This window comes from Halobellus sp. GM3 (genome assembly GCF_052545375.1).
The window spans coordinates 73,460-95,715 of the sequence record NZ_JBQWLT010000005.1; the positions used below are offsets into that span (position 1 = coordinate 73,460).

The following is a 22,256-nucleotide window of genomic DNA, read 5'->3' on the forward strand; positions in this document are numbered from 1 at the left end:
ATATAAAATTTAATTTGCTTTTTACTATCGCTGTATTCGTGAATAAATCCCGATTGAATACGTCATTTTGGGTTTAAAAGATATAGTAGTATAAATTATATAATTTTGTTATATATAGTATAAATACAGTAGTTCCGTAAATTCGAAACAGTCGAATCAATGCGGTGGCAGAGCTATCCGCTGACGAGAGCTGACAGTGTTGGCGTCGTCTCGAAGTCGGTATCGTACTGGCTGCGGGAACCGAGACGTGAGTGAGGCGGACCGTATCGGGAAATAATAACAACCGTACCTCTGTTATTTGGAGCGGAACCAGTCGGGTGCGGAACCGGATTGATTTTATGTACGAGCGACCCACAGAACTCCTATGGACGAAACCGGGCTCCCCAAACAGTGGTCAAAAACGACGCAGACGGCGTTCGAAGTGATCGAATCTATCGAAGAGCAGGGCGAGACGACGGTGACCGAGCTCGCCGACAGCGTCGGACTGGCGGCAAGCACCGTCCACAACCACCTCGGCGCGCTCCAGCGGCTGGGCTACGTCATCAAAGAGGACGGGAAGTACCGGCTCAGCCTGCGGTTTCTGACGACGGGGATGTCCGTTCGAAACCAATCGCCGCTGATCCGAGTCGCCCAACCGGTTATCGACGACGTTGCGAGGGAAACGGGAGAGGCCGCGTGGGTCGCGACGCTGGAGGACGGGTTCGTCTATTTCATTTGTAACGCGCGCGGGGAGAACGCGATCCAAGCTTACGGGGACCTCGGCGCGCGACGACTTCCACACGCGATCGCGGCCGGCAAAGCGATTCTGGCACACCTCCCGGTCGAGGCGGTGCGGGGGATCCTCGCGAAGAACGGCCTCCCCGCCTACACTGACCGGACCATCACGTCTCGAAGCGAACTGTTCGAAGCGCTCGAACGGACTCGCGAACGGGGTTTCGCACTCAATAGAGGCGAACACCTCGACGGCGGGAACGCGATCGCGTCCCCGGTCCTGCTGGATGGGTCGCCGGTGGGGTCGATCGGTATCTCCGGGCCCGCACACCGGTTCCGCGGCGACCGCCTCACCGAGGAGCTCCCGCAGTCGGTCACCGGCGCGAGAAACGAGATCGAACTGCAGCTTTCCTCGCCGCTGTGACTGCGAGCCGCCGACAGCTCGTGGTTCGAACCGTTCGAACGTACCGCTACCGACCGACCGCACTCGGATGGTCCAAAACCATTATATATGGTGAGGTGAACCGGCAGATATGGATGTGACGATACTGGGATCGGGGAGCCCTATCCCCGACCCGACGCGGAGTGGCACGTCGCTCGTCGTCGAGACCGGCGACGAACTCGTGCTGATCGATTGCGGACCGAACGCCGTGGAGGGCCTCCTCGAGGAGGGCATCAACCCCAAGGAGATCACCACGGTGTTGTTCACCCACCAACACATGGACCACAACGCGTCGTTCTTCCACTTTGCGATCTCCAGTTGGGTCCTCGGCCGAGAGACGCTCACGGTGTACGGTCCCGAGGGGACTTCGGACTTGGTCGACGCCATGTATCAGGTCTACGAGACGGATTTCGAGTATCGGGAATCGCTGGGTCGCTCGACGGACGGCGTCACGGAGATCGAGACCGTCACCGTCGACGAGGAGTTCTCCGTCCGCCTCGGCGACTGCCGCGTCTCGGCGTTGCCGGTCGATCACTCGATCGAGACGTACGGTTACCGCCTCGACGACGTGCACACCGGCGATTCGTTCGTGTTCACGGGCGACACCGCGCCGGTCGACGGTCTGCCGGAGTTCGCCGCGGGCGCAGACGTCCTGTTGCACGACTGCTGTCTCGGCCCGATGCTGACAGAGCCCCCCGAAGACAAACCCACGTGGGAGCAGTTCTTCGACCCCGACGAGGGGTATCTCGATCGACTGGGCGAGGTCCACTGCACGCCGGAGCAGTGCGGGGAGATCGCGACGGACGCGAACGCTGACACCCTCGTACTGACGCATCTGACGCCCTATCTCGACGTCGAACGAGTGAAACAACACGCACAGGCGGCGTTCGACGGGAGGGTGCTCGTCGCCGAGGACGGCCTCTCGATCGAGGTCCCGTACTCCGGGTGACGACTCGGCAGTGGTTCGAGAGGAACGGGGCCACTGGACACACACTATCGTCCCTGAACAAAAGTAATAAATAAGGTAAGACGAATTGCTTGAGCAAGCTATGCCAAGTGACCGCAATAGCAGCGTGACAGAGAGTCGGTACTCGAACTCGACCCGGCGACAGTTCCTCGGAACCGCGGCCCTCGGCGCGATCGGGGCTGCGGCAGGGTGTCTCGGGGGAGACAGCGGAGGCTCGGAAACCGGCGGCGACGGGGACAGCGATACGACCGCCGGCGGCTCGACCGGATCGGCGGGCTCGTCAGGTAGCGGCGGTGCAGAGCTATCGTTCACGTCGGGGCCCTCGAACTCGCTCGCGTTCGGGATGGGGAACGCGATGACGTCGGTCATCCAGGACAACTCCGATCTCACGATCAACATCGCGTCCGGAACGAGCGGACAGTCGGTCGCCTCGGTCGTGACCGGCGCGTCCGATCTCGGGTTCGGCACGACGCTCGTCGGGACCCGCGCGAAGAACAACGAGGGGACGTTCAGTCAGGTCGAGAAGTCACAGACGCTGTTGCAGCTTCCCTCCTTTTATTTCATCTTACTCGGCGGATTCGTCGGGGTCGACTCCGACGTGGAGCACTTCGGCGACCTCGAGGGGGCGTCGTTCGCCCCGGGACCATCGGGCGCCTCCTACTGGGACGTGTGGGAGTTGGCCCTACAGAAAGGGATGAGTATGGACGCACTGGAGATCGAGAACTCAGGCGTCAATCAGCTCTCTGACCTCCTCTCGGCGGGCCGCGTCGCCGCGGTCGGCGGTCCCACGCTGTCGAACTACGTCACGCCCGGGTTTATGCAGCAGACGCTCTCACAGAACGACGTCCGGATGCTCTCGTATCAGGACTCGACGCTGCAAGCGATCGAAGACGACCCGATGACGCCCGTCGACGACGTCGAGAAATCGCGGCTGGATAACGTCGACGAGTTCGCCGCCGACGGCGATACGACACCGATGGTGTCGGCGAACTACGTGCTTTGGACCTCTGATGCGGTCCCCGCCGACGCGGTGTACACGCTTCTCAAAACGGCGTGGGAGAACACCGACGCCCTCGGCGAGACACACGCAGCCTACGAGGTCTGGGCTGACGAGTCGTGGTTCACTCGAAACATGACGACGGAAGTCCCCGTACACCCGGGAGCGGTCGAGTTCCTCGAGGAGATCGACGTGTGGAGCGACGAGTACACCGCGGGATCGCTCTAAGCGAAGACCACGCAGACCCTACCAGACATGATAGACAACGAAACGATCTCCGATCGGATACTCACCCCGGTCTCCGGAGTCCTCGCGATCGTGCTGGCCCTGTGGGTGATCCTCTACGCGTACGATTCGGTACTGCCGCAGCGCCAGCACGCGAACGTCGTGCTCGGTGTCGGGCTCGCAGCGTACTATTTCATGCACGCGAGCGAACTGCTCGACCGGCGCGGGAGTTCCGTGTGGTCCCGGCTGAATGTGGCGCTGTGTGTCCTCTTGGGCGTCGTGATGCTCGCGGCGACAGCGTACGTGCACGTGTCGTACACGCGGTGGCTCGAACAGGGACGGCTCCTCGTCTACTCCGAGATGGACCTCCTCGTCGGCGGGACGCTCGTCTACGTCGTGACCGACGCGACGTTCAGGAAGTACGGGACGGTGCTCGGGCTCGTGGTCGTCGGAACGCTCCTGTACGGGCTGCTCGGATCGCACTTCCCGGGCGTCCTCCAGCACGGAGGGCTGGGCCTCGAAGAGATCGTCCGCCGGCAGACGATCTCGCTCAACGGCATCTACGGCTTCCTGCTCCAGGTGGGCGCGACGTGGATCGCTATCTTCATCGTCTTCGCGGGCCTCATCGAGGGGTACGGCGGGTTCGACTACCTCGTCGAGGTCGGAAATTACATCAAGCGCTACTCGCGGAGCGGCGTCGCGCAGGCCGCGGTCGTCACCAGTATGTTCATGGGGACGATGATGGGCTCTGCGGCGTCGAACGTCGCGACGACCGGATCGTTCACCATCCCGCTGATGAAAGAGCACGGCGTTCCCGCCCGGTTCGCCGCCGCGACGGAGTCGGTCGCGAGTACCGGCGGCCAGATCCTCCCGCCGATCATGGGGACCGCGGCGTTCCTGATGGCGGACATCCTCGGCGTCCCGTTCGCCGAGATCGCTATCGCCGGCGTGATCCCGGCGCTGCTGTTCTACGTCGGGACCGCGATCGGCGTCCACTTCACCGTCGTCGGGAACGGCTGGTACGACGCCGAGGGCGAATCCGACGTCGACGCGGACAGTCCGATGGCCGACCGCCTCGACGTCGACGTCTCCGAGCAGTCGGGGTGGGCGTTCCTCCTCCGAGGGCTGCAGTACGTCGTTCCGGTCCTCGTGTTGATCTACGTGCTGATCATCGAACAGTTCGGGCCGCTCGCGGCCGGTCTGTACACCATCGCCTCCGCCGTGGTCGCGCGCGGTGCGTACCAGGTACTCACCGGTGAGGTGCGGGCGTTCGCCCAAGAGACCGTGTCCGGCCTCCGCGCCGGCGGCGAGAACCTCGCGCCCTTCCTCGCGATCTTGGCCTCGCTGGGCATCGTCATCAACATCTTCAGCGTGACGGGGCTGGCACAGCGGATCGCCTTCGAGATGGTCGATCTCGCCGGGGGGAGCTTCGTCCTCATCCTGGCCATCGCGATGGTCGTGAGCCTCCTGCTGGGATTAGGGATGCCGACGCCCGCGGCGTACATCCTCGTGGCGACCATCCTCGCGCCCGTTCTGGTGCAGGCTGGAGTGACGGAGATGGCGGCGCACTTCTACATCTTCTACTTCGCGCTCCTCTCTGCGCTGACGCCGCCGGTCGCCCTCGCCGTCACCGTCGCGATGAGCATCTCGAAGACGGACTTCGTCGAGACCGCCAAGGAGGCGCTGATCCTCGGCGCACCGACGTACGTGATTCCGTTCATGTTCGTGTTGAATCCCCAACTCCTCCAGTGGGACCTCGCGACGACGCTCCCGACGGCGGCGTTCCTCGTCGTCGCGGTGCTCGCGCTCGTCGTCGGCCTCACCGGGTTCAGCGGATCCGAAGACATCTCGCTCCCGGCGCGTGGCCTCTCACTCGCGCTGTTCGTCGTCATCGGATTCGTCGCAGTCACTCCCGTTCGGATCGCCGCCGCAACCCTGTTCGTCGGGATGCTCGTGTACTCCTCGCGTGCGTCGATCTTCGGCAGAGAGAAGCTAGATATCACGTGACAATGTATTATTGAATTATATCTTAAATATAACATTGGAATATGATAAGTGAATACAAATAGACTCTATTTGATGACTTAGCGCTGTATCTCAGTGATTTACAAACCACCATTCATTTTTATAAATATATCTTATAATTTGTATTTGGAAACGGTATTATTTTGTTATAGTAGACTCACTCTTGCGGCCGGGTCGATCGGTCCGTGGCGGCCGTCTCGTCGGCGTGGCCCGGACGGGCGGCAGCGTCCGAAGCCGTCTCGTCCCCCGGTGACTCCGGGCCGTGTCGGCGGATCGTCACACCGAGATTGAGCGCGAACACGGCGAACCCGACCGCGGTGAGCAGACCGCCCACGAGGAACGCCGTCGCTCCGTACCCGCCCACTGCACCGCCGGCGCCGTCCGCCGCCGGGAGCGCCTCCGCGAGAACGAGCAGCACCCCGCCGACCGAGAGCGCCGCGAGGTCGATCCGCGCCAGTCGGTCGTCATAGAGGTCGTCGATCATCGGCACCGCCTCTAGCCCTAACCGGTCGCTGTAGCGGTGGACCCAAACGATGAACGGGACGACGTGATACAGCGTCCCGGCGACGACGAAGCCGACGACGCCGACGAGCAGGAGGTGGACGGCGGCCGGCGCGCCGAACGTCGCCGTCGAGGCGAGCGGGTCCGCGATCCACGCGGGGACTGTCAAGAGCGACCACGCGAGCATCGCCGCCGCCCCGACGGCGTAACGGCGGAGCATGGGGTTCCACGGGACCGCGGTTTCGACGAGTCGGCGGGCGAGAATGAGTCCCACCGCGGCGACGCAGAGCGCTGTCAGGAGGCCGCCGGCGCGGGCGACCGCCGCGCTCTCGAATAACCTCCCGAGGGCGAGAACGAGGACACCGGCCGGGTAGCCGACCTCCTCGACGCGCCGCAGCGCGTGGTCGACTCCGTGGAGCTCCGATTGAGTGAACATCGTTCCGAGCTGGTAGAGGGCGCCGAACACCGTCGTCAGCACCGCTCCGAACACCGCGAGGGTCGCGTGCGATCCCCGGAGCGCGCTCCGGCTGATCTCTGCCGGGACGGCGGCGAGGACCGGCCGCGTGTATCCCACCGCGAGGACGAGCCCGAACAGCGTCACGAGGAGAAAGAAGCCGAGCGCGAGCGCGAAGTGACGCTCGGTCACGTCCCACGGGCGGACGCCGAGGAGCGTCCGTCCCGCGTTGTACGCGAAGAGCCAGAAACCGACGAGCAAAACCGCCCCGAAAGCCGGCAGCAACGCGTACCGTCCGCCGAGAAAGCAGCCGACGAGTCCAACGAGTCCGGCCCCCACCGCCCATAGCTGCGCGCTCGCGAGCCGACGCGAGTGGAGCGTCGTGCCCGACCAGACGGGCACGAACTGTGTCATCGCGCCCATAATGGTGACGCACACCCAGCCGACGAGGAGGAGGTGGACGTGTGCGAGGTCCGACTGGCCGGGGAGCACCCCCAGCGGCGAGAGCACGCCGAGGACGGCACCAGCGATGAGAAAGCCGAGCCCGACGACGAAGTGCCGAAGCGGGATCGCCATCGGGGGTTGTGTCTCCGTGTCGATGTCGGTCGGTATCGCGCTCATACAGGTCGATTACGCCGGGAGCACCCTCCGTGTAGGCCCGAATATGTTCGCAGTCAGGGTTACTCCAGCCGCTCTCGTCTCTCCGACGATGCAACGCGAGCACCTTCCGTCGCTGGATGGCGCCCCCCACGCGAACGTGTTCCCCGAGTCGGAGCCGAAGACCGTCCGGTTGACGCTCGAGGCCGACGAGCGCGTCGACCCGCACACGCACCCCGGACGCGATATCGTGCTGTACCTCATTTCCGGCGCGCTCGACCTCGAACTCGACGGCGAGCCGCACGCTCTCGCGGCCGGTGACGTCGTCAGATTCGACGGCGAGCGGGAGATTTCGCCCGTCGCGAGGAAGGCGAGCACGGTGCTTCTCGTGTTGGCACAGCGGGCGGAGCGCTAGGAAAGGAACCGGTCGCTGACGTCCTCGTCGGGGACCATACACCGGTCTTTTCGACCGAACCACTCATACCGGTTGTCGGCGACGAACTCGTAGATCCGATCGCGGACCGACCGGGGAACGGGTCGGGCGAGGGACAGGAGACGGTACGGCCAGCCGAGCAGCTCTGCGATCCGGATCACCGCGTCGGATTTCGTGTACGCCCGCTCGCCGTCGACGAGAACGATCGTTTCGACGCCTTCGGTCGGGAGGCCGTGACGGGATCGCAGCGCTCGTCCGGCCGCAGACTGCAGCGAGGCGAAGCGCAGTCGACCCGTTCGGTCGCGGGAGAGCAGGAACGCGACGGCGCCGTTACAGAGGTTGCAGACGCCGTCGAAGAGCACGACGGGACCGTCGGGTGCCCGGACGCCCTCGTCTCGGTCATCGGCCATCTCAGCCAGCCCCGCTCAGTCGATGGCTCCGGGACGCGACGACGTCGAGTCCCGGGCTGTAGTACGTCACCGGCTCCGAGTCCGGCCGTCGAAAGCCGTCCGAACGCAGCAGCGTCTCGGTCTCGACGCGCGCCTCGGCCGGGTACAGCGTCCAAGGGTCGTGGCGCACGTCGGCGTAGCGGATCGATCCGTCCGGGGCCTCGGTGTAGAACCGGTAGCGCTCGAGGAGGAACGTGGCCAGCGGGTCCGAGCGTGCGTCGAACGGTTCACCGGCCGGCCGGTAGGTGGCCTCGTAGTGAGCGGGGCGCGCGCCGGGGTGCCGTCGACGACTGCTGAACGCCACGCGACCGTCGGCCCGCTCCAGCGTGATCCGCGCGTAGTAGTAGGGGAGGTGATGGAACAGCCGCGCGCCCACGACGCTCGAGAGCCCCTGCGCGTCCAGACTGAAGAAGTAGACGCCCGGGACGCCGTCGCGGGCGACGTACGTTCGGACGTTGATCTCCGGCAGCCGGACGCCGACGCGCTCGGGAAGGCCGCTCGGACGGACGGACACGTTGGTGAAGGGCACGACCGAGAGCCACGCCGACCCGTCGTACTCGTCGGGAGACAGCGCCTCGGGGAGGTGTGCGTCTATCAGGTCGGAATCGACCGGCCAGCTCTCGAAAAGCAGGTGTCGCCAGCCCATCTCAAGGGGGACCACCATACGGTCTCTCGGGGCGGTGGACAGAAGAACGTTCGGCCGGGGAGAACTGCCTCCCCGGTACGGACGCGGCGGAGCAGTCGAGAGGCGGGGAGTCCCCCCGCCGGTTCGAGGCGGCTCACGCCGGCTCGGGATCGAAGATCTCGGGGCGCTCGTCGCCCTCCGCTCGGACGACGGCCATACAGCCCTTCCGTGCGACCCGCGAGAGGGAGTGATCGACCAGTTTGAAGTCGCCGGGGACCGGGGAGTTCATCGTCGCGATCGCGGTGCTCCCCGGTGGGACCTCGCGCGTCTGAATGTGCGTCTGCGGGTCCATGCTGAGCGATCCGTCGGGGTAGAGTTCCTCCCAGACGCTCCCGATCGGGTGGAAGCTGCTCGCGAGGTTCGGACCGCCGTCGACGAAGAAGACTCGCACGGTCTCGTCGGTGCCGACCGTCGCAGCGGGGCCTCGACCGGCGGGCGTCCACGCGTACTTCTCGCCGTTCATCAGGACGTAGGTCGGGTCCTCGGCCCGCATCGACGCCATATCGAACCCGTGGTGGCCGTCCTCACCGGCGGCCCGGTCCGTGTAGAGTTCGTGCTGGCCGAGGTAGATCTCCTCGTCGACCGCGGGCATCCCCTCGGGCGGTTCGACGAGGATGATACCGAACATCCCGGCGCTGATGTGCATATCCAGATTCGCCACGGCGCAGTGGTAGATGTACGCGCCGGGGTACGTCGCTCGGAACCGGAGTTCCGCCGTCTCGCCGGGGGCGGTCGTGGTGGCCTCCGCGCCGCCGCCCGGGCCGGCGACCGCGTGGAAGTCGACGTTGTGCGGCAGCGAGTTCGACGCCGCGTTCTCGAAGGTCAGATTCACCGTATCGCCCTGTCGAACCCGGATGAACGGGCCGGGGACTTGGCCGTCGTAGGTCATGTACGTGAAGGTGACACCCGATTCGACCTCCGCGGTCACCTCCTCGGAGCGGAGCGTCACGTCCACCTCCGCGGGCGCGTCGCGATCGATCGGCTCGGGGATATCGGTTGGGTCGGCGGCGATCCGGTCGACGTCGACCGGCTTCGGCGTCGACACCTGTTCGGGGGGGTCCGTCGCCGTCGATTGGTCAGCCGTCGGCGCGCTCGCGGCGCAGCCGGCGAGCGATGCGGCGCCCCCGATACCGAGGGCCTGAAGCGTCCGTCGTCGTGTCGTAGCGAGCATCTACCTTCATCCTCCAGTTGGACGGACGCATCCACGCACCGTATAAGCGGTCGGCGATTACTCCGCCGGCGAACACCGACCGAACATATTCAGACGGACGATCAGTCCCGCCACATCGCGGTGATGACGCCGTCGTCCGTCTCGAGCGTCTTGTGGGCGATGTCCCGTTCGTCGAGTTTCGGGAACAGTAACTGCGGGACCCGGTCGTTCAACTGCATGAATACCGTCGATTCGTCGAGCTCCGCAAGTCGATTCATGGTCCGCTGCAGCGGTTCCGGCGGCGGGAGTTCGCGCGCGTCGAGGAAGTCAACCGCCCTGTCCTCTGCGAGACCGAGCTCCGCGAGATACCGTTCGGGGTCCATACGTGGTGGAGACGGGCGTAATCAGTACGTAACCGACGCCGAATATGTTCTCTTCACGGGGTCGTCTCTCCGACGGCCCGAAAGCGACGCCCGAGTGATCAGCCGTGGATACCGTATTAACCGGAGGTTAGTGATAAGCGGGTGTCCCGTTGGCTGCGTATGAGCAGTGCCAGCGAACGCCGACGGGTACAGCGCCAATACCAGTGGTCGCGGACGCCGCCGAGTGTCGCCATCGTCGAATCGATCGCCGTCTTCGAGGACCGGTACGCGAACTGGGAGGAGGCGCTCGACCGCCCGTTGAACGAGTACGTCGACGCCGACGCGCTGGATTCGCTCCTCAGAAACGGCGACCTGTACTCCGTCTCGCTCTCCGTCGCCGGGTACCACGTCTGGATCGACGGCGCAACCGTCAACGTCGCCGTCGACGTCGACGGCGGGCGTTCGTCCGAGCGTTCACGCTGATTTCGACCGCAACGTACCACTCCGGCCGTCGCACCGCTCGCTGCTTCAGCGTTCGCTCCCGCTCACGGCTCGTAGCCGGCGTACTCCATCAGCTGTTTGAAGATGTCCGTATCCATCACGCTCTCGTAGACGACGCCGCCGAGCATTCCGCCGGGGTAAAAGCCCCCGTTCATCACGTGGTTGACCTTGTGGCAGTGCAGCAGGTAGATTCCCGGCTCGGCGTCCGCGGTGAACTCGATCGTGTGCCGTTCGGCGGGCGCGATGTTCGTGATGTCCATCTCGTGGCGCGCGGCCTCCGGGATGGCGCCGCCGTCCTTCTCGACGCGCTCGAACCGGTGGTTGTGGATGTGGATTGGGTGGCTCATGTAGCCGTTGTTGGCCAAGTGGAGCCGCACCCGATCACCCTCGCTGACGATGATCGGCGAGCCGTCCTCGGGGTGCAGCGTCCGCGGCGCGCTCTTACCGTTGACGGTGAACACGTCGGGCCTGCGGTTCTGCGGGTCGTAGCTCACGTCCTCGCCGGCGGACATCCGCGAGAGCCGTGAGTCCCAGTCTTTGACGGTCATGAAGTACTCCCGGTCGGCGGGCTCGTACCCCTTCGGATCGACTCGGAAGATGCCGTACATCCCCATCTCGATGTGTCTGTGCGTCTGGTAGTGGCAGTGATACAGGTGTGTCCCGGGGACGTTCGCCGGGATGGTGTAGGTGTGTTCCTCGCCGGGATCGACCCGGATCCCCGTCGTCGTCGGGACGCCGTCGTCCTTCCACGCCTTGCGGACGCCGTGGAAGTGCAGCGTGTGCGGTCGCTTCCCCTCGGTGTTGTCGAGCGTCACCTCCATATCCTCGCCCTCGGTCGTCCGGAGGATCGGCCCCGGAACGCTCGGGTCGCCATCGTCGGCGGCGAACGCCCACACCTGCGGGAGTTCGACCGGTCCCCCCATCGAGTCGAGCGGGTGGGCCGCGTGCCGCGCCGGCGCGGACTGCAGCGTCACCGATCCGCCCTGTTCGTCGACGTTCACCACCTCCGGCGGGCTCGTCGACGGCAGCGACGCGTTCTGTGCCGCGGCGGTACCGGTTTCCCCTCTGAGCGACGCCGGCGTGCGGTCGTTCGTCGGCGCCGTACACCCCGCGAGCCCGAGAATCCCCGCACCGCCGGTGGCTGCGAGGAACTCGCGGCGGGACATCGTCGAACCGGGTGCGCCTACGTAGTCAGTCATTACACTCGGTTCTGGGAGGAGCAGTCCCGTATAAGGGACCCGTCGTTCCAGTCCGGTCGGAGGTGGACGAATATGTTCGGGGAATTGCGGTCCTACGAGACGGACATACACCTCACCGAGACGACACGGAGAGTACGAAGCCTTACAGTCGACCGAATCAGATTCTCTCACAGCGCCACCGAACGGAGCCCACACGAACCGATGTCAACCAATCCACTCGTCGACGCGTTCGAAACGGACCCCGAAGCGGTGTTCGGCGCGCTCACGAGAGAGCCGTGCCGTGACGTGATACGGGCCCTCGACCGTCCGATGACGGCGACAGCGGTCGCCGAGGCCTGCGATGTCCCCCGGTCGACGGCGTACCAGAAGCTCGAGGAGATGGTCGAGGCGGGTCTGTTGCGGAAGCACGAGAGCGGCGAGTCGATCCGGTATTCGCTGGACTTCGAGGAGATCGTCGTCCGGAACTCCGCCGACGGGCTCGAGCTCAGTATCACGCCGCCCAGCCGATCGGCCGCGGAGCAGCTCTCCGAGTTGTGGGGCGAGGTCCGCTCGGAGACCGGGCGCGAATGAGGCGGACTCGTCGCGAGTGAGGACGTACCGCGATGATGACTCGTCGCGAGTGAGGGTTCGGGTCGATACGCAGTGTCGCCCGCTGTCCCTATCGCCGCGTTTGCACGCCGTTGCACATTCGATCGTACGACTGCGTGCGATGGGATGCGCGAACAGGTGCAAACGCTGGTATCTCACTCACTGCGGGGCTCGTTGTCCGCTCCCGAGCGCTCCCGCAGCCACAGGAACGCCCCGAAGAGTCCGGGCGAGGCGAGCGCGAGACCGAACACGCCCCCGAGTGCGAGCCCGCCGAGTTCGCGCGCGCCGTCGTCGCCGAACGGGGCCGCGACTCGCTCTGAGCCGCCACCGGACCCGCCGTCGGCGCTCTCGCCCGGCTCGCTCTCCCCGACGACGACCGCTCCCTTCATCCCCATCGTCTCGTGCGGCGTGCACGAGTACGTGTACGTTCCCTCGGTCTCGAAGGTGTGTTCGAACGTGTGGCCGGCCTCCCCGACGAGATCCGACTGGAAGGCGCCGTCGGTGTCGACGACGTCGTGAGAGCCGCCGTCACCCGTCCACGACCACGTGACCGTCGTTCCCGGCGTGACTCGGACCGCGGCCGGACCGAACCCGAACGCGCCGCCGTTGGCGTCGGCGCCGACGTCGACGGCCACAGCGTCGCCGTCGGTCCGATCGACGACCCCGTCGAAGTTCGACGTGTTCTCGAACCACGATTCCAGATCTGCCCCGTCGGACTGCGCGGTCGCGCTCGCCGACGCGCTTCCCAGTGCCGCGGCAGCCGCGACGCCGCCGCCGATCGCTCGGATCGCGGCGCGCCGGGAGAGTCCGGCGGCCGCCGCGGCGTGGCTCGGCCCCGTCTCGGCGTCACTCGTTGCGTTTTTCCCGACGTCTGTTGTGCTTGTCTCGGCGCTCGTCGCGCCCGTTCCGCCGTTCGTTTCTCCCGTCCCGACGGATGGGTCGCCGTCGACTGCCGTCGCTGGCGCGTCGGAATCCGCTCGTCCCGTCGGGTCCGTCTGCGTCGTCGTCGCGGGCGTTGTCGGAGTCATCGTACACTCGGCGAGACGGCTGGCGGGGTGAAAACGGGGACTGACCGTTCCTGAATCGTCGCCACGGGGCGAACATATTCGCGGGTACTTTGGTCTCGGGGCGCCGAGACGTGATCGATACGATGCCACGGGCGACACTCTCATTGGAACTCCCCGAACAGGTGTGGGTCTCGGCGCTATCGAGACAGTATCCCGCGGCGGAATTCAGGGTCCTCGCCGCGATGCCGGCCGAGGAGACCGGCGTCGGACTCGTCGAGATCGCGGCCGCCGACATCGAGCCGATCGTGACGACGATCGACGGCTACGACTCGGTCGTCTCCGTGACGGTCCTCGAAGCCCAGCCCGAGCGCGCGCTCGTGCAGTTCGAGACGACCGAACCGCTCTTGATCCGCTCGCTCAGCGAGGCGGGAATTCCCCTAGAACTGCCGATCACGATCGTCGACGGCGAGGTGACGGTCGAACTGACCGCCCCCCGGAAGAAGCTCTCGGAGCTCGGCGAGCTCTTAGAGCAGTTCGGAATCCCCTTCGATCTCGTGTCGATCACGCAGTCGGTCGACACCCAGTCGCTGCTGACGGACGAGCAGTACGAGCTGTTGGAGGAGGCGATCGAGCGCGGCTACTACGACACGCCGCGAACGTGCACGCTCACGGAGCTGGCCGAGGCGATCGGCCGCGCCAAATCGACGACGAGCGAGAAGCTCCACCGCGCGGAGGGGAAGGTGATCAAGGAGTTCGTGACCCGCGACGGCAGAGGGCTGGAATGAGACCGTCGCGCTGCCGGCGCTGAGGCCCCACGTCCTCTCGCTCACGTCATCGGCTCGGGCGCTCGCCACGCGAGTGCGATACCGCACGCCGCGAGCGCGCCGGCCAGCAGGAACGCCACGTCGAAGCCCGCCGCGTCGACGACGGCCCCGCCGGCGATCGGTGAGAGGAACCCGCCGGCCAGTCCGACGCTCGTCTGGAACGCGACTCCGGTCGCTGCCACGCGGGGATCGACGACTTCCCGGACGTACGTGAAGGACAGTCCGAGCGTGAGCTGAATCGCGAAGCCCGAGAGGAGCAACACGGCGATCAGAACCGGAACGGTTCCGATCGACGTGAACGCGAACACGAGCGGCGCCGTGAGGACGAACGAGCCCAGCAGGACGGGCTGGCGTCGACCGCCGAAGACGCGGTCCGAAAGCAGCCCGCTGCTGACTCGCGAGACCACGCCGACGGCGGGGAAGACGGCGACCACCAGCCCGCTCGCCGCCAGCGAGAGTCCGATCTCCTCGGTGAGATACGACGACCCCCAGCTGTTGATGAACAGATACAGCGCGTAGCCGAGGAAGCCGAGGGTCCCGACCAACCAGACGGTCCGGTTGCGAAGAACCGTACCGAACTCTCCGAGTGTCGGTGCGTCACCGCGCGCGCCGCCGAGTCCGCGGCTCGTCGGCCAGAACACGAGCAGTCCGACGAGCGCGACTCCGGTGAACGCGAGGAAGATCGCCGGCCAGCCGTACCGCGCGGCGACGAGCGGGCCCGTCCCCTGCCCGATCGCGAACCCCACCGGCCCGCTCGCCGTGAAGACGCCGACGGCCGTCGCGCGGTTCGCGTCGCTGGCGGCCCGACTCACGATGTCGATGCCGGCGTTCCAGACGACGACGTAGGCGACGCCGCCGACCGCCCGCGAGGCGATCACCGACCAGAAGCTCCCGCGTCGGCCCGCGGCCCATCCCCAGACGCCAGCCACGAACAGCGCGAGGACGGCAAGCGCCATCATCCGCCGCGAGTCCGTCCGATCGAGGACCGCGCCAGCGGGGAGGCTCGCGACGACGGCGACCCCGAACATCGTGCCGACGAGGAACCCCGCGAGGGTCGACCCGATGCCGAGCGACTCGCGGATCACCGGCGTGACGCTCGCCGGAACGATCTCGTAGGCCGCCAGCCCCGTGGAGATGAGGCTCGCGCCGCCGACGAGTCCGTAGGTCATCCAAGCGGGGCGATCGCTTTCGGCCGCCCGCTCGTCCGACCCCTCCGCGCGTCGGCCGCGTTCCGTCATTGCCTCACCGTGCGACGGCCGGTGGGATATACAATACGATGCGTCTCGAGCCGGTAGCGGGATCACCGCCTTGGACCGGCGAGCGCGCTGCTCACTCCTCGCGAGGGCCGACCGCGCTGAATCGAGTCTGTGAAGACGAAGAGAAATTCGCGAAGGTCGGGCGTCGGCTTAGTACTCGAACGTCCGGAGCGTCGAGGAGCTACTGCCGTCGTCCGACTGCCACGTGACCCGAATCGTCCCGCTGGACCCACTGGCGTCCACCTCGAAGCTATCGCCGGCGCTCACGGTGCCGTCACCGAGCCCACTGCCTGCGAGCGACGTCACGGAATCACCGCTGTGGCTGACGTCACCGCTCACGTACAGGTTCGCCGCCTCGATGGAGTCCCCACTCGCGTGCGTGATCGTCGCGTTGTCCCCGTTCGTCAGATCGGTCGTGTTGATATCGAACGTCGCCTGCGGCGACGTCTGCTGGATCCCCTGTCCGAGATTGAGCACGAACGTCCCGATGACGGCCGCGAGGATGACGGTAATCGCCACCATCAGGATGACGCCGATAACTGGACTGACCGCCCGTTCTTCTGTGAATAAGTGTTTGATGTTCATCGTTTTTTGGCCTCTAATTAGAGATTTGAGCGCAAATTATATAAGATTATTGACTTAAATATCACTGTTGAGAATTTCGAACTCTCGAAACGGGGTGACAAAGAGGGATCTGCGCATCAGGCAGGAGATTCACCCGTTCATTACATCGACGATCTTTCGACCATCTCGCCATCACCGTTATCAAACGAGAAAATGAAACCAGAGTTATTCGCTAACATACATTTCTGTTCCGGTGCAACGGAAAGAGAGACGCCGGTGCCAGCGTTTGGACCACTCCGTCAACCTCTCAACGACGGTGCACCGCTGGCTCTCACACGTACGCGTCCGCGGCGGCGACGTTGTCGGCGAGCGTGTCCAGAAACCGGGCCGCGTCGGCGCCGTCGACGATGCGGTGATCGAAACTCAGACTGAGGGTCAAGTGGCGCCGAAACGCGACGTCGCCGTCGGCGTCGACGGCGCGTTCTCGGGTCCGTCCGAGGCCGAGAATCGCGACCTCCGGGGGGTTGATGATCGGGTCAAAGGAGTCGACACCGAGCGGTCCGAGATTCGAGACGGTGAACGTCCCGTTGCGGAACAGACTCATCGTGTACTCCCCGCGTTGGACCCGCTCGGTCAACCGCCGGCGCTCGGTAGCGACCTCGGCGAGCGACTTCGAGCCGAGGTCCGCGAGGACCGGTGTGACCAATCCGTCCTCGACCGTGACCGCGATGCCGACGTTGTGCTCCTCGAAGAGCCGGTGCGTCCCGTCCTCGAACGTGGCGTTGAACGCCGGGTGAGCCGCCAGCGTGTCGGAGAGCGCACACAGCAACACGTCGGTCAGTGAGGGGTCGGCCTCGCCGTCGGCTTCGCCGGCCGCGTCGGCGGCGGCCAGGAGCGGTTCCGCGTCGATCGTTCGGTTGATCGTCACGTGGACCGCCTGCTGATAGCTCTCTGTCAAGCGGCTCGCAATCGTCTTTCGCATCGGCGTCAGCGATCGCTCCTCGCTGACGGTCCGCGCTGCGGGGTCGTTCTCACTCATCTGTCTCGGTGGGGGGTGTGTCACGCATCGGCCTCGTCCGGGGCGATCCACGCGATGGTTTCGCCGCGCGCGAACTCGTCGTCCTCCTCGCAGACGATCTCCGCGAGCGTGCCGCCGGCCGGTGCGTACACGTCGAGGCTGACTTTCTCGATCTGTACCTCACAGAGGCTCTCGCCGTCGTCGACGTTGGTTCCCTCCGAGACGAACCAGTTGACGACGACGCCCTCGTCGCTGTCGACATCGTCGGGCCACTCCTCGATTGTCACCGCGACGCGGTCGTTTTGCTGGCTCATCGTGTCACTGTGTCCGTTTGACCGCGGCGGCGATGTCGTCGGCGTCCGGGACGACCTCGTTTTCGAGCGGCCGCGAGTACGGGATCGGCACGTCCGGCAGCGCGACCCGCTCGACGGAGTCGAGGGCTTCGAGCGCCTCGTCTGCGACGCTCGCGACGATCTCGCCGGTCACACCGTATGAGCGGTAATCCTCGTCGACGACGACGAGGTTCCCCGTCTTCTGCACGGAGTCGACGATCGTCTCGGTGTCGAGCGGGACGAGCGACCGCAGGTCGATGACCTCGGCGCTGATCCCCTCGCCGGCGAGCGTCTCCGCGGCGTCGAGCGCGCGGTGGACGTGGAGGCCGAGCGTGACGATCGTGACGTCCTCGCCGTCGCGCTTGACGTCGGCGCTGCCGAACGGGATCGTGTAGTCCGTCTCCGGGACCGGCGTCTTCGGTCCCTCGGGTGCGGGGAGCCACCCGATGCCCATCAGCCGCTTGTGGAACATGTACAGCACCGGGTCGTCGTCGCGGATGGCGTTGTGCATCAGTCCCTTCGCCTCGTACGCCGTCGACGGCACGACCACCTTCAGCCCGGGAATGTGGGCGAACGTCCCATAGAGCGTCTGGGAGTGCTGGGCGGCGTCGTTGTACGTCCCGCCGACCGCGGCGGTGAGCACCATCGGCACCGGGACGTTGCCGCCGCTCATGTAGGTGTTTTTGGCCATCTGGTTGTAGATCTGGTCCATCGCGACGCCGAAGAAGTCCACGAACATCAACTCGGCGATGGGACGCATTCCGACTTGGGCGGCCCCGACCGCCGCACCCAAGTAGGCCGTCTCGCTGATCGGGACGTCCATCACGCGGTCGTAGCCGAACTCCTCGCGGAGGCCCTGCGTCGAATCGAAGATGCCGCCGTAGTCGGCGACGTCCTCGCCCATGTAGAACACCTCGTCGTTCTCGCGCATCTCGTGTGCGATGGCCGAGACCATCGCTCGACTCATCGTCAGCTCGCGGGTGGACGCGCCCGCCTCCTCGGACATCACTCGTCACCCCCGGCGACCTCGACGTCCGGCTCGCTGTCGGTTACCCCGCTCGGCGGGTTCACGAACATGTCCTCGTACGCCGCCTCCGGCTCCGGCTCCGGCTGGTCTTTGGCCCACTCGATGGCCTCCTCGACGCGCGCGTGGGCGTCGTCGCGCAGTTCCTCGATCGTCTCGTCCGCGATGCCGGCCGATCGCATATCCGCTTCCAAGCGGGCGATCGAGTCGCGTTCGGCGGCGGCCGTCTGATCTTCCTCGGGCCGATACGTCTCCGGGTCGCCCATAAAGTGTCCCATCCGCCGATGTACCTGTATCTCGATGACCGTCGGCCCGTTGCGGTCGCGGGCGCGGCCGATCGCCTCCCCGGCGACCTCGTACAACTCGAGGGCGTCGTCGTGGTCGACGCGGACGCCCGGCATCTCGAAGCCGTCTGCGCGCTTGGCACCGTTCTCGACGTCTGTCACGCGGTCTTTCGGCATACTGATCGCCCAGTCGTTGTCCTCGATGACGAACACCACCGGCAGGTCGAACACCGCCGCGAAGTTCAGCGACTCGAGGAACGCGCCCTGGTCGATCGCGCCCTCGCCGAGGTACGAGACGGCGACGCTGTCTTCGTTTCGCTTCTTCGCGGCGAGGCCCGCCCCGACGGCCGGCGGGCAGCCCTCGGCGATGATCCCGCTGCACGCGAACCGCACCTCGGGATCGAACAGGTGCATGTGTCCGCCCTTCCCCTTTCCGAGGCCGCTCGAGCGGCCGAATATCTCCGCGGTCATCCGCTTGAGGTCGACTCCCTTCGCGATCGCGACGTGGTGCGGGCGGTGGGTCGCGGTAACCGCGTCGTCGTCGCGGAGGTGCTGACAGACGCCAACCGCGGCCGCCTCGTGTCCCGCGGCGAGGTGCAACTCGCCGGGGATCGGCCCCGCGGAGATGTCGAAGGCGGGCTGTTTTCCTTCGAGGTACTCCTCTTGCAACCGCTCTTCGTAGTGGCGGGCGGTCACCATATTCCCGTACAGCTCTTTTAGTGTGGGTTCGCTAACGAGTGACATCGTGAGAATCAACGGTTTAACACGTATTATAATTACGGATGCACAGGATACTCGCGTATGGTTGGGCGGTTGTTGTCACCGGAATTGTCGCAACTGTCTGTAGCTCCTTCACGGAACCCGCAACTCAAGTACCCTGAGGACGAACCCCCGCCATAATGCCAATCGTTGAAGTGACGCTCCCCGACGAACTGCTGACTGAGTTCGAACAGCTAGTCGACGAGGAGTTCGTCACCCAGGAACAGGCGGTCGAAGAGCTCCTCAGTATGGGCATCGACGCCTACAACGTCGACGTCGTCGACGAGAGCGAACCCGGCGACGACTTTATGGAGGGCGCGGAGAACAACCTCTTCGATACGGCGTCAGACCCCGGCGGCATCGACGACGACCGACTCTAAGCCGGCCGGTCCGCGCCAGAGTATTTCGGAAACGGGATCGCCACACTGAGCGCTCGCCGCGATCAGTCGTCGGCCGGCGTCGGTCGCCGAACCGAGCCCGTCCGCCAAGTCCCCCGCCGGTACCACGCGTAAGCGATGAGCGCGCCCGCGACGTTCGAGATGGGAAACGCCAGCCAGATTCCCGTCGAGCCCAGATCGAGCGACGCGAAGTATGCCACGGGGATCCGGATGAACCCCAGCATCACCACCGAAATGGCGGCGGCGGTGAGCGTCTTGCCCGCCCCGCGGAAACTCCCCGAGTAGGCGCGGAGGACACCGATGAATCCGAACGACGGCGCGACCCACCGGAGGAAGCTCCTGCCCGCGCTGATGACCTCGGGGTCGTTCGTGAAGATGGCCACGATCGGTCCCGCAGCGAGCAGGGCGACGACGCCCAGCGCCGTGAGGATGACGAACATCGCCTTCGCGGCGAAGTCCGCGGCCGTCCCCGCGCGGTCCGGCTTTCCGGCGCCGATGTTCTGCCCGGTCATCGTCTCGACGCCGCGAGCGACCGCGATCGCCGGTAGGAAGATCACCGAGAAGACGCGGACGCCGATCCCGAAGGCGGCGACGACCGTGGTCGGGAACATCCCGACGACGAGTAACAGCAGATTCACCGAGAGCGCGCGCCCGGTGAGCTCGACGGACGCCGGAAGGCCGATGTCGAGCAGCCGACGGAGGTACGTGAAGTCGGGGCGCATCTGGCTCGGATGGATCATCACGCCGCGAACGCCCTGCAGCATCACCGCGATACCGACGACGAACGCGAGCGCGCGGGAGAACACCGTCGCGATCGCGGCGCCGGTGATCCCCGACCCCGTGTAGCCGGTCGAGGCCAGAAGCGACGCTTCGACCCCGCGAAGCCCGAGCATCCCGAAGAGGGGATTCCCGTCGAACCCGAAGATGAGGATCGGGTCCATCGCGATGTTCAGCACGACCGACCCGAACATCACGAGCATCGGCGTGACGGTGTCGCCGTAGCCGCGCATCAGCGCGACGAAGACGAAGAAGCCGAACATGAACGGCATCCCCGCGGCGATCACCTGCATGTAACCCGTCGCGAGCGGTAGCACCTCCGGCGAGGCGCCCAGAAAGGCGATGAACGGACCGACGGCGAAGTACCCGAACACCCCGAGCAGTATCGACCCGAGCGTCGCGAACGCGACGGTCTGGGAGGCCGCGTACTCGGCTTCGGACTCCTCGCCGGCGCCGATGTGCTGGGCGACCAGCACGCTGCCGGCGACCGAGAGGCCCATCCCGAGCGAGATCAGGAGAAATACCATCGGGAACGCGAAACTGATCGCCGCGAGCGCCTCCGTGCTGAACTGCCCGAGCCAGAACGTGTCCGCGAGGTTGTACGCCGTCTGCAGGAGGTTCGTGATGACGATCGGCAACGAGAGGTAAAAGAGCGGTTTCCCGATGCCGCCGCTGGTCAGATTCAGCTCCGCTGGACCCTTGAACAGCGAGGCGGCTCTCTCACGCAGTCTCATTCGCTCGAGCCCCCCGTGTCCGCTCGTTCAGGGGGCGGGGTGGCCGATTCTCCGGGGGCGGGGTCGCTCTCGGCGAGCACCGTCTCGTCGATGTAGGCGTGCACCTCGGCGGCCGAGACTTCCAGCGGGTGACCGACGCTCACGTACCGCACCTGCGCCCCGTTGACGTACGTGGTGAGAAACGACGCCACGGCGTCGGGGTCGACGTCGTCGCGGAACGCACCCTCGGCGACGCCCTCGGCGACGATTTCCCGAGCGGCAGCGGCGAACGTGTCGTCGAACCGGCGGAGTCGCTCGCGGAACGCGTCGTCGTAGGGGGACTGGGCTTTGATCTCCAAGAGCGCCGTCTGAAACGCGGAGTTCTCGGGACGATCCGTCACGACCGTGTCGACGAGCGACCGGAGCCGCTCGGACGGCGACTCGCCGTCCGGGTCTTCGATGCGCGCCGTGAACCGCTCGTAGAGGTGGTCTAAGAACGCCACGAGCAGGTCGTGTTTGCAGTCGTAGTGGTAGTGGATCGAGGCCTTACTCAGGTCGGTCTCGTCAGCGATGTCCTGCATCGTCAGCTCCGCGTAGCCGTTTTTTCGAAGGGCGCTGTGAGTCGCGTGGAGGATGTCTGTCGGAGCGTTGGTCATTCGGTGAGTTCCAATCGTTGTTCGTACTGACTGTCTGGTCAGTCAAAAGCGGTTCGGATCGCTGCCGAGAGTGTTCCCAGTTGGCACTGCCCATTAAGCAGCGCCCGGGCGGATCGAAACACACCGAGCCGCTTACTCGATCGAACCGGTTTCGCGGAGGTCAGTCTCTAATTCACTCAGCCGTCGTTTGATCTCCGCGGCATCGTGGTGCATCGGGTGGACGCGATCGCGGACGAGGTCGTGCGCGTGTCGGTCAGAAAGCCCGTTCCACGCCCGAAAGGAGCCGATAGTGTGCGTATGACGAAACCTGCGTCGGATGTGTCGTGGTCGGTTCCACGGTCGGCGTCTCGTTGTATTG

Annotated in this window: 24 protein-coding genes; 9 read left to right on the forward strand and 15 right to left on the reverse strand. The window is 65.6% G+C overall.

Annotated elements, in window-relative coordinates; all coding sequences use genetic code 11:
* Positions 1-364: 364 nt before the first annotated feature.
* From ACT3HL_RS09370 to ACT3HL_RS09385, 4 genes are all read left to right on the forward strand, one after another.
* Positions 365-1,135: an IclR family transcriptional regulator domain-containing protein gene (locus tag ACT3HL_RS09370; protein ID WP_445086568.1), complete on the forward strand. Its 771-nt coding sequence runs from the start codon at positions 365-367 to the stop codon at positions 1,133-1,135.
* A 109-nt stretch (positions 1,136-1,244) separates the two neighbouring features.
* Positions 1,245-2,102, forward strand: a complete 858-nt coding sequence (locus ACT3HL_RS09375) for an MBL fold metallo-hydrolase (protein WP_445086569.1) — start codon at positions 1,245-1,247, stop codon at positions 2,100-2,102.
* A 100-nt stretch (positions 2,103-2,202) separates the two neighbouring features.
* Complete coding sequence (locus ACT3HL_RS09380; RefSeq protein WP_445086570.1) at positions 2,203-3,345, forward strand: TAXI family TRAP transporter solute-binding subunit; 1,143 nt, start codon at positions 2,203-2,205, stop codon at positions 3,343-3,345.
* A 27-nt stretch (positions 3,346-3,372) separates the two neighbouring features.
* Positions 3,373-5,349 (forward strand): TRAP transporter fused permease subunit, encoded by a 1,977-nt coding sequence (locus tag ACT3HL_RS09385; protein ID WP_445086571.1) that lies wholly within the window; start codon positions 3,373-3,375, stop codon positions 5,347-5,349.
* Between the two features lie 175 nt (positions 5,350-5,524).
* Here the strand turns inward: ACT3HL_RS09385 and ACT3HL_RS09390 are convergent, their stop codons facing one another.
* Positions 5,525-6,943 carry a hypothetical protein gene (locus ACT3HL_RS09390; RefSeq protein WP_445086572.1) on the reverse strand — a complete coding sequence of 473 codons (1,419 nt, stop codon included), beginning with the start codon at positions 6,941-6,943 and terminating at the stop codon, positions 5,525-5,527.
* An 88-nt stretch (positions 6,944-7,031) separates the two neighbouring features.
* On the opposite strand from ACT3HL_RS09390, the gene ACT3HL_RS09395 reads away from it, so the two are divergent.
* Positions 7,032-7,334, forward strand: a complete 303-nt coding sequence (locus ACT3HL_RS09395; protein ID WP_445086573.1) for a cupin domain-containing protein — start codon at positions 7,032-7,034, stop codon at positions 7,332-7,334.
* Here the strand turns inward: ACT3HL_RS09395 and ACT3HL_RS09400 are convergent.
* The 4 genes from ACT3HL_RS09400 to ACT3HL_RS09415 form a co-directional block, all read right to left on the reverse strand.
* Positions 7,331-7,762 carry a DCC1-like thiol-disulfide oxidoreductase family protein gene (locus tag ACT3HL_RS09400; RefSeq protein WP_445086574.1) on the reverse strand — a complete coding sequence of 144 codons (432 nt, stop codon included), beginning with the start codon at positions 7,760-7,762 and terminating at the stop codon, positions 7,331-7,333. The genes ACT3HL_RS09395 and ACT3HL_RS09400 overlap by 4 nt on opposite strands.
* A gap of 1 nt (position 7,763) precedes the next feature.
* Positions 7,764-8,465 carry a DUF2071 domain-containing protein gene (locus ACT3HL_RS09405; RefSeq protein WP_445086575.1) on the reverse strand — a complete coding sequence of 234 codons (702 nt, stop codon included), beginning with the start codon at positions 8,463-8,465 and terminating at the stop codon, positions 7,764-7,766.
* Between the two features lie 115 nt (positions 8,466-8,580).
* Positions 8,581-9,657, reverse strand: coding sequence for a copper-containing nitrite reductase (gene nirK, locus ACT3HL_RS09410; protein ID WP_445086576.1), 1,077 nt, complete (start codon positions 9,655-9,657; stop codon positions 8,581-8,583).
* Positions 9,658-9,758: 101 nt separating this feature from the next.
* Positions 9,759-10,019, reverse strand: coding sequence for a DUF2249 domain-containing protein (locus ACT3HL_RS09415; RefSeq protein WP_445086577.1), 261 nt, complete (start codon positions 10,017-10,019; stop codon positions 9,759-9,761).
* A 159-nt stretch (positions 10,020-10,178) separates the two neighbouring features.
* Here ACT3HL_RS09415 and ACT3HL_RS09420 point away from each other — a divergent pair, with 159 nt between their 5' ends.
* Positions 10,179-10,481: a HalOD1 output domain-containing protein gene (locus ACT3HL_RS09420; RefSeq protein WP_445086578.1), complete on the forward strand. Its 303-nt coding sequence runs from the start codon at positions 10,179-10,181 to the stop codon at positions 10,479-10,481.
* A 62-nt stretch (positions 10,482-10,543) separates the two neighbouring features.
* Here ACT3HL_RS09420 and ACT3HL_RS09425 read toward each other — a convergent pair whose 3' ends face one another.
* Positions 10,544-11,698: a multicopper oxidase domain-containing protein gene (locus tag ACT3HL_RS09425; RefSeq protein WP_445086579.1), complete on the reverse strand. Its 1,155-nt coding sequence runs from the start codon at positions 11,696-11,698 to the stop codon at positions 10,544-10,546.
* Positions 11,699-11,899: 201 nt separating this feature from the next.
* Between ACT3HL_RS09425 and ACT3HL_RS09430 the strand changes: the two genes are divergently transcribed.
* Entirely contained in the window at positions 11,900-12,268 is a 369-nt protein-coding gene (locus tag ACT3HL_RS09430; protein WP_445086580.1) for a DUF7342 family protein, read from the forward strand.
* A 173-nt stretch (positions 12,269-12,441) separates the two neighbouring features.
* Here ACT3HL_RS09430 and ACT3HL_RS09435 read toward each other — a convergent pair whose 3' ends face one another.
* Entirely contained in the window at positions 12,442-13,314 is an 873-nt protein-coding gene (locus ACT3HL_RS09435; protein ID WP_445086581.1) for a halocyanin domain-containing protein, read from the reverse strand.
* A gap of 122 nt (positions 13,315-13,436) precedes the next feature.
* On the opposite strand from ACT3HL_RS09435, the gene ACT3HL_RS09440 reads away from it, so the two are divergent.
* The gene (locus tag ACT3HL_RS09440; protein WP_445086582.1) at positions 13,437-14,078 is read left to right on the forward strand and encodes a helix-turn-helix domain-containing protein; all 642 of its coding nucleotides are present in this window, start codon (positions 13,437-13,439) and stop codon (positions 14,076-14,078) included.
* Between the two features lie 41 nt (positions 14,079-14,119).
* On the opposite strand, the gene ACT3HL_RS09445 is transcribed toward ACT3HL_RS09440, so the two are convergent.
* The 6 genes from ACT3HL_RS09445 to ACT3HL_RS09470 form a co-directional block, all read right to left on the reverse strand.
* Positions 14,120-15,286, reverse strand: coding sequence for an MFS transporter (locus ACT3HL_RS09445; RefSeq protein ID WP_445086769.1), 1,167 nt, complete (start codon positions 15,284-15,286; stop codon positions 14,120-14,122).
* A gap of 237 nt (positions 15,287-15,523) precedes the next feature.
* A complete protein-coding gene (locus tag ACT3HL_RS09450) occupies positions 15,524-15,958 on the reverse strand; it encodes a type IV pilin (RefSeq protein ID WP_445086583.1) in 435 nt (144 codons plus the stop codon).
* A gap of 310 nt (positions 15,959-16,268) precedes the next feature.
* A complete protein-coding gene (locus ACT3HL_RS09455) occupies positions 16,269-16,976 on the reverse strand; it encodes a 2-oxo acid dehydrogenase subunit E2 (protein ID WP_445086584.1) in 708 nt (235 codons plus the stop codon).
* Between the two features lie 20 nt (positions 16,977-16,996).
* Positions 16,997-17,269 carry a biotin/lipoyl-containing protein gene (locus ACT3HL_RS09460; protein ID WP_445086585.1) on the reverse strand — a complete coding sequence of 91 codons (273 nt, stop codon included), beginning with the start codon at positions 17,267-17,269 and terminating at the stop codon, positions 16,997-16,999.
* A 4-nt stretch (positions 17,270-17,273) separates the two neighbouring features.
* Positions 17,274-18,293, reverse strand: a complete 1,020-nt coding sequence (locus tag ACT3HL_RS09465) for a pyruvate dehydrogenase complex E1 component subunit beta (protein ID WP_445086586.1) — start codon at positions 18,291-18,293, stop codon at positions 17,274-17,276.
* Positions 18,293-19,339, reverse strand: a complete 1,047-nt coding sequence (locus ACT3HL_RS09470) for a thiamine pyrophosphate-dependent enzyme (protein WP_445086587.1) — start codon at positions 19,337-19,339, stop codon at positions 18,293-18,295. The genes ACT3HL_RS09465 and ACT3HL_RS09470 overlap by 1 nt, the downstream gene beginning before the upstream one ends.
* Before the next feature lie 155 nt (positions 19,340-19,494).
* On the opposite strand from ACT3HL_RS09470, the gene ACT3HL_RS09475 reads away from it, so the two are divergent.
* The gene (locus ACT3HL_RS09475; RefSeq protein WP_445086588.1) at positions 19,495-19,734 is read left to right on the forward strand and encodes a DUF7120 family protein; all 240 of its coding nucleotides are present in this window, start codon (positions 19,495-19,497) and stop codon (positions 19,732-19,734) included.
* A gap of 62 nt (positions 19,735-19,796) precedes the next feature.
* Here ACT3HL_RS09475 and ACT3HL_RS09480 read toward each other — a convergent pair whose 3' ends face one another.
* Together ACT3HL_RS09480 and ACT3HL_RS09485 are read right to left on the reverse strand one after the other, a co-directional pair.
* Positions 19,797-21,263 carry an MATE family efflux transporter gene (locus ACT3HL_RS09480; protein WP_445086589.1) on the reverse strand — a complete coding sequence of 489 codons (1,467 nt, stop codon included), beginning with the start codon at positions 21,261-21,263 and terminating at the stop codon, positions 19,797-19,799.
* The gene (locus tag ACT3HL_RS09485) at positions 21,260-21,898 is read right to left on the reverse strand and encodes a TetR family transcriptional regulator C-terminal domain-containing protein (protein WP_445086590.1); all 639 of its coding nucleotides are present in this window, start codon (positions 21,896-21,898) and stop codon (positions 21,260-21,262) included. Before ACT3HL_RS09485 ends, ACT3HL_RS09480 begins: the two co-directional genes overlap by 4 nt.
* Between the last annotated feature and the right edge of the window lie 358 nt (positions 21,899-22,256).